This is a genomic window from Cyclobacteriaceae bacterium (assembly GCA_013141055.1).
GTDB lineage: Bacteria > Bacteroidota > Bacteroidia > Cytophagales > Cyclobacteriaceae > ELB16-189.
Map to the genome: position 1 here is coordinate 2,412,678 of JABFRS010000001.1, position 18,326 is coordinate 2,431,003.

The window sequence follows — 18,326 nt, forward strand, 5'->3', positions numbered from 1 at the left end:
AATAATGAATTTTTGAAAGGCCGAAAGTAATTAATTGGCTTCATTTAATTTCTTACTGATCGAATGGACTACCTGATCAAGTTCTTCGGAGGATACAATCAGGCTTTCCTGAATAATTTTCATCTCCTTCGGATCTTCAACGATGCCAAAGAGATTTATAAGTCCTTTAATCCGACTAATGGGGGCCCGCAAATGATGAGCATTCATAAAGGCATATTCCGAAAGAACCTTATTTCTTTCTGTCAATTCCTGAGTTCTTTCCAGTACCCGTTTTTCTAAAACCTCGTTTAGTAAATGAAACCGTTCGTTTAAATCAATCAGATTTTTGTTGGCAATACTTTGTTCTTCATTTTGTTGCTGAAGTTGTTTTTGCTGAAGCGCAATCATTTCCTTTTGCTCACGCATCGCAACATAAAAATTCCAGTTCGTTTTCAAAATGTAAGCCATCATAAGATTGGTAAAGAACCAAAGCGCGATGAAATTTATCCGCACCACCATCAATGGCCTGGACAGAAGCTGATTTGATGCTGCAGCCGAAGTCTCATCAAAGGCCAATAAAAAGTCAACAGAGAAAAATACGCTCAAGCCGGATAATAAAAGAAAGAAAGAAAGAATGAATCTGTCTTTAGGATGAGAGAATAAAAGATGGATGACAGGAGAAAAGAGAATGATATGAAATGGATGGAAATAGAAAGATACCTGGGAAGGCCCTCTTACAATAATTGGTAAAACAGAAACGATAAAAGACCAGCAGAGTAGAAAGAGTATTCTGGAGGTCCGGAAGTACTGTATTTTATTGAGGAATAAGGAAAATCCGGCAAGCCCAATTAAAAGGAAAGGTCCGAAAGTTCTGAGAGAAGGATTCTCTATAAGATGGGGGATGCCACCCATGACAATTTCTGCAGCCAGCAATACAGAACCAGCAATAAAGTAAATCCCATTAGAAAACATTATCTGCTTTCGCTCCTCAAGATCCATTTTATCATTAACACCTATTTTCCAGAGTTTTTCGAGTTTCATGAGGTAAATATGAGAATTATAAAAAATTGAAGGTTTTTTAACGCAGCTTTTTTCGGGAGGTTCAGTCACCCCAAAAATGTGGTAATTCACCCCGCTATTTCATTATTTTTTGCAACTCTGTCATCGTTTTTTCAGTTTGTGCAATTATGCAGCGACACGATACAATTCAGGTTGAGGGGAATGCCTCATTTTTTAAAAGAATTACGGAAAGCGCCTCAGCATCGTTAAGGGCGCCCTTTCCATTTTATCTGAACGACAATCGAAAGAATTTTGTGCTGGTTTTTGTGATCAGCGTCTTCGTTACGGGCTTTTTGTACCTTTTTAAAACCCCTTCCGACAATCATTTTTCTGAAGGTCTCGAATGGATGCATGGTTGTATCACATTTGTTTGCCTTACTATCAACATCATACTTCTTCCCAGGATTTTTCCAGCCATGATGGATCCTGTGAACTGGACCTTTAAAAAGTATCTCGTTCTTAATATGGGACATCTCTTTTTGATCTGGGCAGCGTGTACACTGGTGGAGAAGCCGCTATTTTGTCCAGGTCTGCCTTGGTTGTTGGTAGCATCACATGTAGGAACACAGGTAGCGTTAAAGGGAATTATTCCGATTGCGTTTACAACACTGTTTTTGAAGGCACATTTATTACAGGAGAATCTGCGGGAAGCAATCACGGCTAATCAGGAATTGCAAAAGATCCAGACTTTAAAGAAGGATGCTCCCAAGGCAGATAATCAAATCACCTTGTATTCAGATACCAGTGAGAGTCTTTCCTTCAACCTTCCGGATCTCCTATTTATTGAGGCGGATGACAATTATTCAACAGTGACCTGGAAAAGCGAGGAAGGAATTCAGAAAAAGCTTTTAAGGGTTAATTTGAAGAACATTGAATCCCAGTTAAACAACTCTTTTGCGATCCGTTGCCATCGTTCTTTTATCGTCAACGTAAATGCCATCAGTGCTATTAGCGGCAATACGAATGGCTATAAATTGAAAATTAACGACACAGATTTCTTCATTCCGGTTTCACGACCAAAAGGAAAGGAAGTAATGGAGAAAATCAGTCAATTGAGAAACATGATGGAGCTTAGCTGATCGCCCCATTTACTTTACTCTTCGCCCCAGAAAACGATCTTCATACCAAAAAACTTGTCTCCTGCCCCAAAGCAATCCTGGGTGGTGGACGGCTGTTCATAAGGCGCGTTACTTACACTCGAATCAAACACAACCTTATGAAAACCTTTTTAACACTGTCCCTCTTTTTTGTAGCCATTGTTACAATGGCACAAACGAAATCTGAAGTACCAGCAAAGGAGTTTGCAATCAACTTGTCTGAAAGCACGGTTTACTTAAAGCCGGGAGAAAGCAAGCAAGTGACGGTTTCCATTCTTCGCTCGAAATACTACGCCAAGGAAAGTGCTCTCCTTGGATTCTCAAGTGCTCTTCCAAAAGGAATTACAGCGCAATACGAACCTGCAGAAGGAAAATTTGAAACTAGCGTCGTTACGATCACAGCAAATTCCACTATGACTTCCGGAATTTATCAGATAATTCTGAACGGAACTTTGGCTCATAAAACAAAAGGCTCCATTCTGAAAATTTCAGTAGGAGATGATAGCGTAGCCGTGAAATAACCTCATCGATTTTTTGAAAGTCCTTGCAATGTTCTTTTGCAGGGACTTTTTTATGCCCACTATTTTGAAAATGAGAATAACCTAAATCTCATTTCTAAATTCTACTTTTCGGGATGAAAAAACTCAAGCTTGAAGAATTGGGTCGTATTTCTATTGGCGAATTCAAGGAAGCTGAAAAAATACCCGTTTGTATTTTCCTGGATAACGTGCGCAGCTTGCATAATGTAGGCTCTGCCTTTCGGACCGCGGACGCTTTTCGTCTGGAAAAGATATACCTGACAGGAATTACAGGCACCCCGCCTCATCGTGAAATCAATAAGACCGCTTTGGGAGCAACAGAATCTGTTGAATGGGAATATGTGGAAAGTTCTGTAGCGGCCATTCGGGAAATCAAATCCCGCAACTACACCATTGTTATTATTGAGCAAACCACCGAAAGCAGACTGCTCCAGGATTTTATTCCGGATAGGAATGGTAAGTATTGCCTGGTCTTCGGAAATGAGGTTAATGGCGTAAGTGATGAAGTGATAGAATACGCAAATCACGCACTTGAAATACCACAGACGGGGACGAAGCATTCGCTGAATATTTCCGTGTGTGTGGGCATTGTGGTTTGGGAAATTTTCAAAAAACTTAAATTATAAAGCAGGCAAATTCAGGTAGGTGGGATTTAATACCTTTGTAACTGACTCAATACAAAATGCTATGAGGAAATTATTTTTTGTTGTGCTAATCATGGCGGCAGCGTCCAGGGTCTTTTCGCAAGATGAAAAGGCTGTTAGTTGCGACTTAAGTTCTGTGATTACGGTTGATGGATTAGTAGATGAGTGGCCAATGAACTGGGAAGTAAGTGATGATAAGAAGTTTAGCTATAATGTTTGTACAGACGAAAACAACATTTATGTCAGAATGATGACAAAGGACGACATGATCAAAAGAAAAATTGCTCTTTTTGGAATGACAGTATGGATCGATGCAAATGGAAAGAAAAAGAGAAAACTTGGATTGAAATTTCCGACGGGAGTGGAGGCCAATGAACGTGCAGATGCTTATATGGCAGCGAATAAGGATAGAAAAGATATGACAGCTGTGGAAAGAGATTTGGCACAGAAAGAGATTACCAGAAAATTTATTTTGGATATTGAAGTGATGGAGCTCATTGGCTTAAGCGATAAACCTTTGACCAGTACGCGTTCAGGGATAACGAATGGCATTAAGGTAGCGATAGCAAATGGAGCTGAAGAAAGTTATGGATATGAATTAATTATTCCCTTTAAGTCCTATCGTCTTTCAAAGGCATCCATATCAACGTTAGCAATTGGTTTTGAGACCGGTAAATATGTTCCGCCACCGGTGAAGAATAACAATCCGGGTTCTCAGTATGGTGGAGGGGGAATGTCTGGCAGCGGAATGGGTATGGGTGGTTATGGCGGCAATAATAATTACGCAAGAAGAGGAAGCTATCAAAGTAATCCGATGGGATCCTCATCATCTACATGGACATTTATTAAATTGAAATAAGAGCAGCCTTGCAAAAATCTTCAGATCGTTATAATCAGAGAGGAGTTTCAGCATCTAAAGAAGATGTTCATCAGGCAATTCAGAATCTGGATAAAGGACTGTTTCCGAAAGCATTCTGCAAAATTGTTCCGGACTTGCTGGCGGGAGATCCGGCCTTCTGTACCATCATGCATGCTGATGGTGCTGGAACAAAATCATCATTAGCATATCTCTATTGGCGGGAAACCGGAGATTTGTCGGTCTGGAAAGGAATCGCACAGGATGCCATCATTATGAATGTTGATGATCTATTGTGTGTCGGTGCGATTGGTCCAGTCTTTTTATCGTCCACCATCGGGAGGAATAAAAGCAGAATACCAGGTGAAGTTATAAGTGCCATCATTCAGGGGACAGAAGAAGTCCTGTCAATGTTGCGCTCTCACGGAATGGAAATTTACAGCACTGGAGGTGAGACCGCAGATGTCGGAGACCTTGTGCGTACGATCATTGTCGATAGCACCATCACTTCACGCATGAGGCGCGATGAGGTAATTGATAATAGCAATATTAAAGCAGGCGATGTAATTGTCGGACTGGCATCCTTCGGCCAATCCAACTATGAATCTGAGTACAATGGTGGTATGGGTAGCAATGGCCTCACCTCTGCGCGTCATGATGTTTTTGATAAGGAGTATGCTGTCAAGTATCCTGAATCTTATAATCAGGAAGTTCCGGAGGATTTGGTGTATAGCGGCAAATACAAAGTCACTGATACAATCCCTGAAGCACCTATTAACATTGGAAAGCTTGTTCTCTCCCCGACAAGAACATATGCTCCAATCTTAATAGAAGTATTGAAAGATCTTCGTTCCGAAATTCATGGCATTGTTCATTGTAGTGGAGGCGCTCAGACCAAGGTCTTGCATTTTGTTGATAATGTTCATGTTATCAAGGACAACCTTTTTGAAATTCCACCACTATTTAAATTAATTTATGAGCAGAGTGCAACCTCATGGCAGGAGATGTATAAAGTCTTTAACATGGGGCACAGAATGGAAATATATTTGCCGGAAGGCCAGGCTCAGAAAGTAATACAAATCTCAAAAAAATTTGGTGTAGATGCCAAAGTAATAGGAAGGGTAGAAGATTCTTCAAAGAAGCAATTAACCCTCAGAACTCCGGAAGGAGAATTCGTTTATTAACCGTTCTAAATCTCTTTTTGTCAGAGGTTAAAAGATGATTTTTAACCGGTCATCAAACCTTTATTTTTCTATCTCGGGAATTCTCTAAATTCATTTTCTCTAATAATTATAAAAATGAAAAGATCACTGACAACTCTTCTTTTGGTTGGGATTGTATTTTTTGCTTCAGCGCAGAAGAAATCAACAACAGCACCCGTTCAAAAGAAACCACTTACTCATTCGGTATATGATTCCTGGAAAGATATTTCATACCGGGCCCTTACCCCTGATGGAAATTTTGCTGCCTTTACTATTAATCCCCAGGATGGCGACGGCAAGGTGATTTTTTATAATATAAAGACATCCTCTCAGGATTCTGTTCGGCGAGCAGAAAACATAGCATTGTCCTTTGACAGTCAGCTGGCTGTTTTTAAGATCAAGCCGCAGCAGAAACTGGTGAAAGATCTTCGTCGTCAGAAAAAGAAGAAAGAAGATATGCCAAAAGATTCTCTTGGCATTTATTCATTTGCCTCTCGCAAAACCGAAAAGATTCCCGATGTGAAGTCTTATAAAATTCCCGAAAAATCGGGCGGATGGATCGCTTATCAGCTTGAAGCAAAAAAGGAGGTAAAACCAAAAACTGATGACAAGGCAAAGCCTGAAGAAAAGAAACCAGATGAGAAAAAACCAAAAAAGAAGAAGGTCAACTCTGACGATAATGGATATACACTTGTTCTTAAGAAATCAGGCCAACCAAAACCTGTAACGTTTGGTTATGTAAAGGAATATTCTTTTGCCAAATATGGACAGGGGTTATTGTTTTCAACTAGCGGTGACAGCTCTTCAAAAGCAGGGATTTACTGGTATGATCTCAATCTGCAAAAACTTCAATCGTTATATGAAGGAAAAAGCAAACACAAATTCAAAGGAATGGCAATCAGTGAGGATGGATCTCAGGTTTCTTTTCTGGTAGACACTGATACCACTAAAGCTCCTGTCAGACATTTTCAACTGTATCATTGGAAGTCAGGCAGTGCGGCCGCTTCACAACTTGACATTGAACGCTCAATGGCAATTCCTCAAAATTGGATCGTGAGTGAAAATTATACACCCACTTTTTCAAAGGACGGAGGTAAATTATTTTTTGGTTCAGCACCTGTACTGGTAACGCAGGACACCACTCTTTTGACAGAGGAAATTGTAAGTGTCGAGATCTGGGGTGGTGAAGATCAATACATATACCCTCAACAAAACAAACAAATTGATAATGAGCGAAGGCGTTCATTCGTAGCTGCAATAGACTTGAAAGAAAAGAAGATTCATCAGCTCGCGGATCGTGATGTTCCATCTATTGAAATGGGAGATGAAGGAAATGCGTGGGTAGCACTCGGTGAAACAAATGTTCCATATCGCAAAATAACCACCTGGGATCCATCAGCCTTTAGTGATTTTTATCTTTATGATTTGCGGAAGCAGGAGCGTCGACCCATTGCAACAAAAGTAAAGGGGAATGCAAGCCTTTCACCAAAAGCCAACTATGTGCATTGGTTCAGTGCACCTGATACAGCGTGGTATGCTTATTCAGTTGCAACGGCAAAAACTTCCAGGCTAACAGATAACAAAAAGGTAAGCTTTGCTGATGAAGAAAATGATTCTCCGGATTACCCTGGATCTTATGGATTTGCTGGGTGGACTGCAAATGATCAGGCATTTGTTGTTTATGACAGATACGATCTATGGGCTCTTGATCCTCAGAATGAAAAGGCGCCTATCAACCTCACAAAAATAGGCCGTCAGGAAAAAATTGTGTTCAGAAATATCCGCCTTGATCAGGAGGAAAGATTTTTAGATCCTGCGAAAGATCTGATGCTTTCAGCTTTTAACGAAACCACAAAAATGTCCGGGTTCTACAAGCTGTCGCTCAAAGATGGCAAGCTTACAAAACTGGTGATGGACAATTTCAAATTTGGCGGTGTAGTAAAAGCAAAAACTGCAAATCAGATTCTTTACACCCGTGAGAACTTCCGAGAGTTTCCGGATGTATGGACTTCTGATACTAATCTGGCATCATCTAAAAAGATCACAGAAGCGAATCCACAGATGAAAAATTATCTCTGGGGAAGTGTGGAAATGGTGAAGTGGACTTCGCTAGACAACATTCCTTTGAATGGACTTCTTTTCAAACCAGAAGGATTTGATCCAAAGAAGAAGTATCCGATGATTGTTAATTTTTATGAAAAAGAAAGCGACAACCTTCATGCGCATGTACGCCCTGAACCGTTGCGTTCTTCTGTTAATCGCTCTGTATACAGTAGCAATGGGTATTTGATTTTTGTTCCTGACATCACATATAAGATTGGATTCCCTGGTGAAAGTGCTCACAATTGCATTATGCCTGGTATTACTATGCTGATTGATAAAGGATTTGTAGATGAGAAGAATATAGGAGTTCAGGGGCATAGCTGGGGTGGTTATCAGATTGCTTATCTATTGACCCGAACGAATCTATTCAAAGCGGCGGAGGCAGGAGCACCGGTTGCGAATATGATTAGTGCTTATGGAGGCATTCGCTGGGGAACGGGTATCAGCAGAATGTTTCAATATGAGCATACACAAAGTCGTATCGGTGGCACATTATGGGAGAAGCCAATGCACTTTATTGAAAACTCTCCAATCTTCTTTGCAGATAAAATTCAAACACCGCTTCTGCTTCTCCACAATGATGGTGATGATGCAGTGCCTTGGTATCAGGGTATTGAGATGTATATGGCAATGCGAAGATTGAATAAGCCAGTATGGATGCTAAATTATAATGGTGAACCGCATTGGCCAGTCAAGCGTGAAAACAGAATTGATTTTCAAACCCGCATGATGCAGTTTTTTGATCATTATCTGAAAGCAGCACCTGAATCCGACTGGATGAAAAAAGGAGTTCCCGCAGTAGAAAAAGGAATAACCAAAGGTTACTAGTGATGTAAGAATTTAAGAAAGACCCCTAAGGCTCTTTAGTCTTCAGGGGTTTTTCGTCTTTGAAGTACTTGTCCTCATCATCAATGGTAGGCTCAGGTTTTTCGGTGCGAACTCCGATTGAGAGGATCTTAAATTCTGTACGACGATTGCGATCACGCCCCGCCGCATTATCGGTTCCATCAGGATTCGTGTTACGCGCGATGGGTTGTGATTCACCATAGCCCTTTGCAACTAGTCTGGCAGGAGCGATTCCTTTTTTGATCAGGTAATCTACGGTTGACTGAGCACGACGCTGAGACAATTTCTGATTGTAAGCTTCATCATCTACGCTATCGGTATGTGATCCAAGCTCAATGGTGATCTCCGGATTATCGATCAGAATTTCATAAAGCTTGTCCAGTTCAGTGGCTGCCTCAGGTTCGATATCTGACTTATCAAATTTGAAATAAATATTCTTGAGTCTGTAATGTGCAGTTTTATCAATGCGATCCAGCACCAGAAGAGTATCAAGTGTAATATTGGTTATTAATTCTTTTAATGATTCCAGCGGAACAGATTTTCCATTGGTGGTGTATTGTCCGCGCTTTACAAGATATCCGTCCGTTTCACCCAACAAAGTATAGTTTTCATTGGCAAAGACCCTGAATAAGAACTTGCCATCATTTCCGGTCACGAAATCCTGCATAACATCACCGCGATTATCTAAAAGAGAGACCTTTGTGTTTGGAAGAATTTCACGCGTACTATCTGTTTTCAGACTATAAGTTATTCCCTGCAGTGTGTAGTTGACAACACGAAGATTGGGATCATCATTTATAAACGTATAAATGTCATCATCTCCTTTGCCGCCTTCACGATTGGAGGTAAAGAATCCACGATCAGGTTTGAATAGAAATAATCCGAAATCATCCCCCGTTGAGTTCACAGGCTGACCAAGATTTTCAACAATTGTTTTTCCATTGGCGCGATTGACAGCGTAAATGTCCAACATGCCATAGCCTGGATGCCCGTCGGATGAAATGTAAAGTTTACCGTTTTCAGAAACATATGGAAACATTTCATTGCCCGATGTATTGATCTCGGGCCCCATGTTTTTTACCCGGGAGAATCTTCCACGTGAATCCATCTGTGCTGTATAGATGTCCAATCCACCAAAACCTCCTTTTCTATTGGAAGCAAAATAAAGTGTTCTTCCATCTGCGCTGAAGGCAGGTGAAGATTCCCATGAGTCAGGTTGATTGATATTAATCTGAGTGGGTTCTGTCCATGCACCGCTGCGAAAGCGGGTAAGATACAAATCAACATCATTAGCGCCTTTTCTTTTTCCGGTATTACCTTTTGCAAAGACCATCGTTTTTCCGTCCGGTGAAAAAGTAATGGTACCAACATTTACATTAGGCGTATTGATAGATTCAGGAAGTGGGGCAATCGTGTTCACGTCCACCACGGCTCCGGAAGAAGTTGCCTTGTATAAATCAGTGTATGGTGTTCCTGTTGCTTCGTAGATCTTTTCGTTGGAGCGGGAAGAAGTGAAGTAAAGTTCTCCGTTAAGATATGCTGGTGAATATTCACTAAAGTTGGAATTCACGGCTTCCAGATTCTTAACACGATAATAACTTTTCTTTTCCGCGAGTTTTTCCAGATAGTCCAACCCTTTCAATTCTTTATTGGCGCGATCGCGCATGGCATCAATAGAAGTTTCTGTGCTCAGATCTTCCAGTGTCTTTTTGGCATCAGCATATTTTCCATTTGCAACCTGCGCTTTCGCCAGGTAAAAAAGAACAGAATCCTTATTTACACCGGGTCCGCCCGCCTTAGCATAAAACGCTTCTGATTCTTTAATACGATTTGATTGACGATAACTTTCAGCCAGGTAGTAGTTGGCTTTACCGTTGTTTGGTTGCTTGTTAAGAACCCCCCGGTAATAACTAATGACATCCTCGAATTTTCCGTATTTAAAGTTCTTTAATGCCTTTTTTTCAGGACTGCAGGAAGCCATTACCAAAATGAGAACGGCTGTGCTTATAACGGTCTTGGTTCTGTAATAAGTCATGATAGTCTAAAGGTACAAAAAAGTAAAAACCAGTAAATCAACCTTCTACCGCTGTTTTCGGTAGATATGAGGAAAGCCATGAATTTATAACCGGAACCTGCCATTGAGACATCCATTCCGCCTTCGTGGTCACCAAGTTGTTAAACGTAACAGTTTCGGCTGTTAGTGTCTTTGATTCAAACAGACTTTTCAATTCTTTAAGGTCGTGCAAAACGATCTTCCCATTCTTCAGAAATGCAATGTGAGATCGGTCGAAGAAATTAAGACTTAGAGAACCTTGCAGACTTTTAAGGTAACGAACGCTTCCATCAATAGAACATCCACTTGCTCCATGTTGTTGCTCATCCACCATCATGATAACGAATTGCTGTTGTGAGATTGTAAAAGAAGTGTGAAGGGGAGTGCCATGAGCAGACCATTGTTCACAAAGTTCTTTCAATCCTGATGAAAGCAGTTCTGTTTCAGCGGAGGTCAAAACACGGTTTGATTGATATATCCAAACGCGTGAATGATCCGGCATAGTTTCAAAAGGAAAAAACATTCTTGTTCAATTAAAAGATTCCTTACAACACAAACTCAACTACTTCTTCATAAGAACTCACGCTTCGATTAAAATGTTCCCGTTCATCTCGGCGGGAATTGGTACCTGTAATATTTTCAAAATTGTAGGAGCGAGATCCCCCAGCTTACCATCTTTTATTTTACCCTTGTATTCGTCATCAACAAAAATACAGGGAACAAGATTGGTGGTATGAGCTGTGTTTGGTGAACCATCTTCGTTTAGCATTAACTCGGCATTTCCGTGATCAGCAATAACGATAACAGAGTATCCATTCTTTCTCGCAACTTCAGTTACCGCCTCATTACACTGATCCACAACTTCCACAGCCTTTACAGCAGCTTCAAACACACCTGTATGTCCAACCATGTCCGGATTGGCAAAGTTCAAACAGATGAAATCAACTTCTTTCTTTTCCAGCTCAGGAATGATCTTGTCTCGAATGTCTGCTGCACTCATTTCAGGTTTAAGATCATAGGTTGCCACTTTTGGTGATGGACAAAGGATCCTGCTCTCTCCTGTAAATGCTTCCTCACGGCCACCGTTAAAGAAAAAAGTTACGTGAGGATATTTTTCCGTTTCAGCAATTCGGATTTGCTTTTTGCCGGCGCGTGCAATCACTTCGCCTAAAGTGTTAAGCAAATTGTCTTTATCGAAGATCACCTTTACATTTTGAAAGGAATCATCATAATTTGCCATCGTTACATAGTAGAGATTCAGTTTCTTCATTCCCTGTTCTGGAAAATCAGATTGTGTCAATACCTCTGTGATCTCTCTTCCCCGATCAGTACGGAAATTGAAACAGATAACAACATCACCTTCCTGAATCACAGCAATAGGATTTCCAGAAGCGTCTGCTGCTACTACAGGCTTAATGAACTCATCAGTTACACCTGCATCATAATTTTTCTTTACGGCGTCAATAACATTTGTTGATTTTTCGCCTATACCTTTTACCATCAGATCGTAAGCAAGCTTCACGCGTTCCCATCTCTTATCGCGATCCATTGCATAGTAACGACCGATCACACTCGCAATCTTGCCTGTGGTTTTATTGAGATGATTTTGAAGATCGGTCAAATAGGCTACTCCACCTTTGGGATCTGTATCACGGCCATCCGTAAAGGCATGGATAAAAAGCTTTGTAATATTATTGTTATGAGCGATGGTACATAAACCTTCAAGATGTTTTATATGAGAGTGAACACCGCCATCTGATAAAAGTCCAATTAAATGAACAGCCTTATTATTTGCTTTGGCATATTTCAAAGCATCGATTAAGACTGCATTAGCGTCCAGTTCTTTATCATCTACAGCTTTATTGATCTTGACGAGATCCTGATAGACAATACGTCCCGCGCCGATGTTCATGTGACCCACTTCAGAGTTACCCATCTGTCCGGCCGGAAGACCTACTGCAAGTCCGGAAGCTTCCAGCTTACTGTGGGGATATTTTGTAAAAAGAGAATTCATATAAGGAGTCTTCGCGTGATCTACCGCAGAGACTTTTTTGTTTGTTGCGATCCCCCAGCCATCCAGAATCATCAGCAGCACTTTCCTGTTCATAAGTGAAATTTAGCTGTAAATATAGCGTTGAGTTGATGGATTTTATGCCCGGAAGGCCCATCTTGGCAGGGAGAATTTAATGGCATACTTTTGGACGGAAATAGATCAATGAAGCATTTAGCTATTTTGTGGGGGTTGTTTTTGTTGTCAGGATCACCCGTTCAGGCGCAATCGGAGATTTTTAATCCTATGAAGGATGCTATTAAGGTCAGCGATGCTGCGGCCCTGGTAAAGTCGTTTGCTCCATCCGTAGACATAAATCTTGAAGGAAATATCAACGCATATAGTAAGGCTCAATCTGAATTCGTTTTAAAAGAATTCTTCAAAAAACATCCTGTTACTGATTTCAGCATTGTTCACATGGGTGCATCCAAAGGAGGACTTCAGTTTTCAATCGGACGCTATATCAGCGGTACTGATACTTATAGTGTATTGATCCGTGTTCGTCAGGTGGGTGAGGAATATCTTGTCCAGCAGATATCTTTTGTAAAAGAGTAAAGCTCTTCGAAGTGATGTTCATCTAATATGTATCCCCCCTACATCACTTCAGATTCACTGAAAAAGTTTATTCAATCCGCGCTGGTGGAAGATATTGGTGATGGAGATCATTCAGCCTTGGGTGCAATACCTGAAAACACAAAAGCCAAGGCAAGGTTATTAATAAAAGACAACGGTTTGTTGGCAGGTGTCGAGCTTGCTGAAAGGATCTTTTATGAAGTTGATCCTTCACTTAAAATGGAAATCTTCAAAATGGATGGTGATAACGTGGCAAAGGGGGAAGTTGCCTTTACTGTTGAGGGTTCTGCCAGATCACTTTTATCTGCTGAAAGACTTGTCCTGAATTGCATGCAAAGAATGAGTGGCATCGCAACGTACACTCAAAAGCTTTGCCGCCTGATCGAAGGAACAAGCGCTCAATTGATGGACACACGAAAGACAACTCCGAATTTCAGGATGATGGAAAAGTGGGCTGTTCTTATTGGTGGTGGAATAAACCATCGCTTTGCTCTTTATAGTATGATAATGCTAAAAGACAATCACATGGATATGGCCGGAGGAATAAAAGCGGCAATCGGAAATACGAAAGAGTACTTGAAAAACACCGGCAGAAATCTCCGGATTGAAGTTGAGACACGAAATCTTGATGAAGTGAAAGAGGTACTGGCGGTTGGTGGAATTGACATTATTATGCTTGACAACATGAATATTGAGCAAATGAAATCTGCCGTAAAGCTCATTGATGGAAAGTACAAAACTGAAGCAAGTGGCGGGATCACAGAAGAAACTCTCAGGAATGTGGCTGAGTGTGGCGTCGATTATATCTCAGTGGGAGCATTGACACACTCCGTGAAAAGTATGGACCTTAGCCTTAAAGTGATCAATTCCCAGTAGGCGGATTGCCAGCAGGCTGTTAACTTTGCGGCCCATTCGAATTGAACTATGATTATTAAGACCAAGAATTATCGCCTCGATAAGCAACAATACATCAAAATGGCGCTGAAAAGCATTCTTTTGAAAATGTGGTGGGCGATTCCTATTGCTGTAGCGATCTGCCTTCTTTACTTGTGGATTCCAAGCTTCTGGTGGATTGCAGGGGGAGTGTTGGCCTATGGATTATTTGTACTTTTCTGGCTCATCCAGTTCTACGGTGTTACTCAGCTCGAGCAGGGGAAAATGCTTTTCGAGAAATTTTCATATGAGATCAACAGTCAGCAGATATTAATGAAACTTAATGCCCGTGAAGGGATGCCGCTGAAGTGGGGTCAGATTCAGCGTGCTGAGGTTGGGAAGGATTACTATTTACTTTTTGTCAACAAAGCGCAACTGATTCACCTCCCTTTCAAGATATTCAACACAGACAATGAACGTAAATTCCTCACAAGTATTCTGAGGACAAAAGGTCTGATAAAGTAACAACTCAAACCTTGATTTCCGACTCACATCGTTGGATATTTAAGGTATGATTGAGGCAGACGATTCACAACCCAGGAGAAAGAAAATTTATACTCCTGCTGCTGCCTTTGAAAAAATCTCAAACTATTGTGCTTATCAGGAACGTTCGCACAAAGAAGTTCGTAACAAACTTTATGAGTATGGATTGCATCGTGGCGACGTAGATGAGATATTATCACGACTCATCACCGATGGTTTCCTGAATGAAGAACGTTTCGCCAAAGCATTTGCAGGTGGAAAGTTTCGAATGAAGAAGTGGGGGCGAAATAAAATTGTCCATGAACTGGAAGCAAAGGGTGTTACTTCCCGATGTATTCAAAAAGGTCTTCTCGAAATTGAAAATGCGGAATACTCAAAAACTCTTCGGGTGCTTCTGAAAAAGAAATTTGATCAGACTAAAGACGAAAATCTCTTCAAAAGACGTGATAAAACAGCCCGCTTCGCAATTGGAAAGGGATACGAATCAGAACTGGTTTGGGGAATTCTAAAGGAAATTTCAGCCCCTTAACCCAATTTGTAAGGGACGCGACAAAGAGTTTTGGTGATTCAACCGAACTTTGATCTCATACGTTAAGTGTAAAAAAAATTTGAATATGAAATTGGCTGGACTGGTGCTGGTATTTGCTATCGCAGGTGGAACTTTTGCTTTCGCACAGAGCGATGATGCACGAAAGAAGAATTTTAATGTAAAAAAGACCATTGCTATTGAGGGCTATGATCCGGTAAGCTATTTTGACAACAGACCTTTGGAAGGCGAATCAGATATAAAAACAGAGTATAAGGGCATAACATATCTTTTTGCCTCAACGGCTAACCTCAACAAATTCAAAGCCTCTCCGGAAAAATACGAACCTGCATATGGTGGGTGGTGTGCATTCGCAATGGGTGAAAACGGTGAGAAAGTTAAGATTGATCCGGAAACCTATAAGATCATGGACGGGAAGCTTTATCTCTTTTATAATTTCTGGGGGAACAATACCCTGACAGATTGGAATAAAAGTGAGAAGAGCCTGAAGGCAAAAGGGGATCAGAACTGGAAGAAATTTATACCATAAAACCAGTGAGGGCGGACCATCGTATATCGTCTTATTTTCCACTATTTTTGTAAATCTATACACTTATGCAGCTTTCAAACGCCTGTACAAGCATTCTTAATCAACTTGAAGACATCCTTCGCCAATTGGACGAAGCAGACTTTACGCGTCCTTCAGCGTCCTTAAGTAAGTCTACGATCGGACAGCACATTCGTCACACTCTGGAGTTCTTCCTATGCCTTGAAGAGGGATTTAAAATAGGAGTAGTTAATTATGATAAACGGGCTCATGATAAACTGATTGAGACCGATAAGTTTATTGCACTTAATGCTATTCAAAGAATTGGTGATTTTATCATCAATCAAAAACATGACCATGCACTTAAGTTAGAAGTTGGCTATGAACGCGATAGCGAAGAATGCCTATCGATTCAAACCAATTACTTTCGTGAGCTTACGTATAATATTGAGCATGCCGTTCATCATATGGCAATCATGAAAATTGGCCTTCGGGAAGTTGCGCCATATGTCACCTTTCCTTCTGATTTTGGAGTTGCCATCAGTACCATTCGACATCAGGAAGCAATGGTGATTGTTGCAGAGTCAGAATGAGTTTCATTTCTAAAATCACCAACAGCAATTTTTTTATTAAAGTAAGAAGCTGGGAGTATTGGCCGTTTGGAATACTTCAGGCCCCCATATTTCCATATTGGCTTTGGCTTTCCCTTAAGTCAAGATCAATTGTGTATTTCTCTGCATCAAATCCTGGTATTCTGATGGGAGGTATGTTCGGTGAATCCAAATTTGATGTTCTTGAGTTGGTGCCTGCGGCTTATAAACCCCGCACGATATTGATTAAGCTTCCAAACACAACCGAGAAAGTTTTACATCAGCTCCGTGAAAACGGACTAAACTTTCCTTTGATCTTTAAACCCGATCTTGGGGAACGTGGCTGGATGGTTAGAAAAATCAAGAACATTCAGGATGTTGAAAAATACCTTTCGGAAATAAAGATTGAATTCCTCGCTCAGGAATTGGTAGAGCTTCCTCTGGAGTTCGGTGTTTTTTATGTTCGATATCCAATTGAGGCATCTGGCAAAGTCACTTCTATTGTAGGAAAGGAAATGCTTTTTGTAAAAGGTGATGGAAAAAAAACATTGAAAGAGCTGATGCTTGAAAAAGAACGAGCGAAGCTTCAATGGAAAACCCTGAAAGTTGTTTATGAGAACAAACTGGCAGAAGTCATTCCCGCAGGTGAGAAAGTTGAATTAGTCTCCATTGGGAATCATTGCCTTGGCACGAAATTTTTAAATGAGAATCATCTTATCACAGACAAACTTTCAGCTTCGTTTGACCACATCAGTAAGCAAATTGAGGGTTTTTACTTTGGTAGATTTGATTTGCGAGCAGCAACGCTCGAGGATCTTGAAAATGGAAATGTGAGAATTTTAGAACTTAATGGATGTGGGGCAGAGCCGGCACATATTTATGATCCTCGGTTTTCATTCTTTAGAGCAGTAGGAGTGTTGTGGAAACATTGGAGTGATATTTACAGGATAAGTTCAGAGAATCATAAGAAAGGTGTTGCGTATATTTCATTTCGGGAAGCAAAAAACATTTATAAAAAATTCAAAGCACTGACGACCCCTTCTTAGATCATGGCTTACGTAACTGCTTTTTTACTTGGTTTTTTTTTCAGTTTCATTGGCTCGATACCTCCCGGCACTCTCAACCTTACGGTTTTACAGTTAGGCCTCGAGAAAAGAATTCAGACCGCACTACGATTCTCTCTCGCCGTGGCAATAGTAGAATATCCTTACGCCTGGATTGGTGTTCATTTTGAATATCTTATTTCTTCTTCACCTATTATCGTTCAACATTTTGAATTGATTGCAGCGGCAGTTATGCTGGCTCTTGCGGTTTTCAATTTATTACCAGACAGAAAACCAACAGGTTTTGCAAAGAAATTCAGCGAAAGCGGATTTCGAAGAGGCCTTGTTCTAAGTATTCTCAATCCAATGGCAATTCCCTATTGGATGGCCTTTACAGCATATATGAAATTGCATGGATGGATAGAGCTAAGCTCTCCATTGATGCTTCATGTTTATGTTTTTGGAACAGCGTTAGGTGCAATGGCTCTATTGTCACTTTTAATATTCTTTGCGAATAGACTGGCACCTTATGTTCAGGGCAGCAAATGGGTAAAGATCATTCCAGGATTGGTACTGTTAGCCCTTGGATTGTATGCCCTTTTCAGATATTTCTTTATCTGATTACTTGAGACGAATGGTTTGCTTATAGCGATGACAGTCGACGAGGTGATCATTGACCAAACCGCAAGCCTGCATGTGAGCATAGATAACGGTGCTGCCCACAAACTTGAATCCCCTTTTTATCAAATCCTTACTCAGCGCATCTGATTCTTTTGAGGTAGGCCTGATCTCACCAAGATGTTTTGGCTTATTGATGATTGGCTTTCCGTTTACAAACTGCCAGATGTAGCGATCAAAGCTTCCGAATTCTTTCTGAACCTCCAGAAATCGTTTTGCATTATTGACAGTGGCCATCACCTTCAGTCGGTTGCGCACAATGGAAGGATCCAGTAGAATCTTCTCAATTCGTGCGGGTGTGAATTTAGAAACCTTCACTGCATCAAAGTTTGCAAAATTCTTGCTGTACCCCTCGCGCTTGTTGAGAATGGTTGACCAACTCAAACCCGCTTGTGCTCCTTCTAAAACAAGAAACTCAAAATGAGTTTTATCATCATGAACAGGTACGCCCCATTCTTCATCATGATAACGCACATACTTTTCGAATTTAAGACACCAGGGGCATCGGAATTTTTTGTCGTCCAT

Annotated in this window: 19 protein-coding genes; 14 read left to right on the forward strand and 5 right to left on the reverse strand. The window is 40.8% G+C overall.

Going from position 1 to position 18,326, the window contains the following annotated elements; translation table 11 throughout:
• Nucleotides 1–30: 30 nt before the first annotated feature.
• Entirely contained in the window at nt 31–1,020 is a 990-nt protein-coding gene (locus HOP08_10785) for a hypothetical protein (protein ID NOT75406.1), read from the reverse strand.
• A 146-nt stretch (nt 1,021–1,166) separates the two neighbouring features.
• Here HOP08_10785 and HOP08_10790 point away from each other — a divergent pair, with 146 nt between their 5' ends.
• From HOP08_10790 to HOP08_10815, 6 genes are all read left to right on the forward strand, one after another.
• Nucleotides 1,167–2,117, forward strand: a complete 951-nt coding sequence (locus tag HOP08_10790; GenBank protein ID NOT75407.1) for a LytTR family transcriptional regulator — start codon at nt 1,167–1,169, stop codon at nt 2,115–2,117.
• A 137-nt stretch (nt 2,118–2,254) separates the two neighbouring features.
• Nucleotides 2,255–2,656, forward strand: a complete 402-nt coding sequence (locus HOP08_10795; GenBank protein NOT75408.1) for a hypothetical protein — start codon at nt 2,255–2,257, stop codon at nt 2,654–2,656.
• 113 nt (nt 2,657–2,769) lie between these two features.
• The gene (locus tag HOP08_10800) at nt 2,770–3,300 is read left to right on the forward strand and encodes an RNA methyltransferase (protein NOT75409.1); all 531 of its coding nucleotides are present in this window, start codon (nt 2,770–2,772) and stop codon (nt 3,298–3,300) included.
• A 61-nt stretch (nt 3,301–3,361) separates the two neighbouring features.
• Nucleotides 3,362–4,177 carry a hypothetical protein gene (locus HOP08_10805; GenBank protein NOT75410.1) on the forward strand — a complete coding sequence of 272 codons (816 nt, stop codon included), beginning with the start codon at nt 3,362–3,364 and terminating at the stop codon, nt 4,175–4,177.
• A gap of 8 nt (nt 4,178–4,185) precedes the next feature.
• Entirely contained in the window at nt 4,186–5,358 is a 1,173-nt protein-coding gene (locus HOP08_10810) for a phosphoribosylformylglycinamidine cyclo-ligase (GenBank protein NOT75411.1), read from the forward strand.
• 114 nt (nt 5,359–5,472) lie between these two features.
• Nucleotides 5,473–8,307: a S9 family peptidase gene (locus tag HOP08_10815; GenBank protein ID NOT75412.1), complete on the forward strand. Its 2,835-nt coding sequence runs from the start codon at nt 5,473–5,475 to the stop codon at nt 8,305–8,307.
• 25 nt (nt 8,308–8,332) lie between these two features.
• On the opposite strand, the gene HOP08_10820 is transcribed toward HOP08_10815, so the two are convergent.
• The 3 genes from HOP08_10820 to HOP08_10830 are packed head-to-tail and all read right to left on the reverse strand — an operon-like array spanning nt 8,333 to nt 12,485.
• A complete protein-coding gene (locus HOP08_10820) occupies nt 8,333–10,360 on the reverse strand; it encodes an OmpA family protein (protein NOT75413.1) in 2,028 nt (675 codons plus the stop codon).
• 37 nt (nt 10,361–10,397) lie between these two features.
• A complete protein-coding gene (locus HOP08_10825; GenBank protein ID NOT75414.1) occupies nt 10,398–10,901 on the reverse strand; it encodes a hypothetical protein in 504 nt (167 codons plus the stop codon).
• Nucleotides 10,902–10,958: 57 nt separating this feature from the next.
• Nucleotides 10,959–12,485, reverse strand: a complete 1,527-nt coding sequence (locus HOP08_10830; protein NOT75415.1) for a 2,3-bisphosphoglycerate-independent phosphoglycerate mutase — start codon at nt 12,483–12,485, stop codon at nt 10,959–10,961.
• A 108-nt stretch (nt 12,486–12,593) separates the two neighbouring features.
• On the opposite strand from HOP08_10830, the gene HOP08_10835 reads away from it, so the two are divergent.
• From HOP08_10835 to HOP08_10870, 8 genes are all read left to right on the forward strand, one after another.
• Entirely contained in the window at nt 12,594–12,983 is a 390-nt protein-coding gene (locus HOP08_10835; GenBank protein ID NOT75416.1) for a DUF4783 domain-containing protein, read from the forward strand.
• A 27-nt stretch (nt 12,984–13,010) separates the two neighbouring features.
• A complete protein-coding gene (gene nadC, locus HOP08_10840; GenBank protein NOT75417.1) occupies nt 13,011–13,877 on the forward strand; it encodes a carboxylating nicotinate-nucleotide diphosphorylase in 867 nt (288 codons plus the stop codon).
• Nucleotides 13,878–13,925: 48 nt separating this feature from the next.
• Nucleotides 13,926–14,399, forward strand: a complete 474-nt coding sequence (locus tag HOP08_10845; GenBank protein ID NOT75418.1) for a YcxB family protein — start codon at nt 13,926–13,928, stop codon at nt 14,397–14,399.
• Nucleotides 14,400–14,445: 46 nt separating this feature from the next.
• Nucleotides 14,446–14,946 carry a RecX family transcriptional regulator gene (locus tag HOP08_10850; protein ID NOT75419.1) on the forward strand — a complete coding sequence of 167 codons (501 nt, stop codon included), beginning with the start codon at nt 14,446–14,448 and terminating at the stop codon, nt 14,944–14,946.
• A gap of 85 nt (nt 14,947–15,031) precedes the next feature.
• Nucleotides 15,032–15,493, forward strand: coding sequence for a YHS domain-containing protein (locus tag HOP08_10855; GenBank protein ID NOT75420.1), 462 nt, complete (start codon nt 15,032–15,034; stop codon nt 15,491–15,493).
• A 65-nt stretch (nt 15,494–15,558) separates the two neighbouring features.
• Nucleotides 15,559–16,083: a DinB family protein gene (locus HOP08_10860; GenBank protein ID NOT75421.1), complete on the forward strand. Its 525-nt coding sequence runs from the start codon at nt 15,559–15,561 to the stop codon at nt 16,081–16,083.
• On the forward strand, nt 16,080–17,126 hold the full coding sequence (locus tag HOP08_10865; GenBank protein NOT75422.1) for a hypothetical protein: 1,047 nt from the start codon (nt 16,080–16,082) through the stop codon (nt 17,124–17,126). Before HOP08_10860 ends, HOP08_10865 begins: the two co-directional genes overlap by 4 nt.
• Nucleotides 17,127–17,129: 3 nt before the next feature.
• Entirely contained in the window at nt 17,130–17,744 is a 615-nt protein-coding gene (locus HOP08_10870; GenBank protein NOT75423.1) for a LysE family transporter, read from the forward strand.
• Here the strand turns inward: HOP08_10870 and HOP08_10875 are convergent, their stop codons facing one another.
• Nucleotides 17,745–18,326: a DNA-3-methyladenine glycosylase I gene (locus tag HOP08_10875; protein NOT75424.1), complete on the reverse strand. Its 582-nt coding sequence runs from the start codon at nt 18,324–18,326 to the stop codon at nt 17,745–17,747.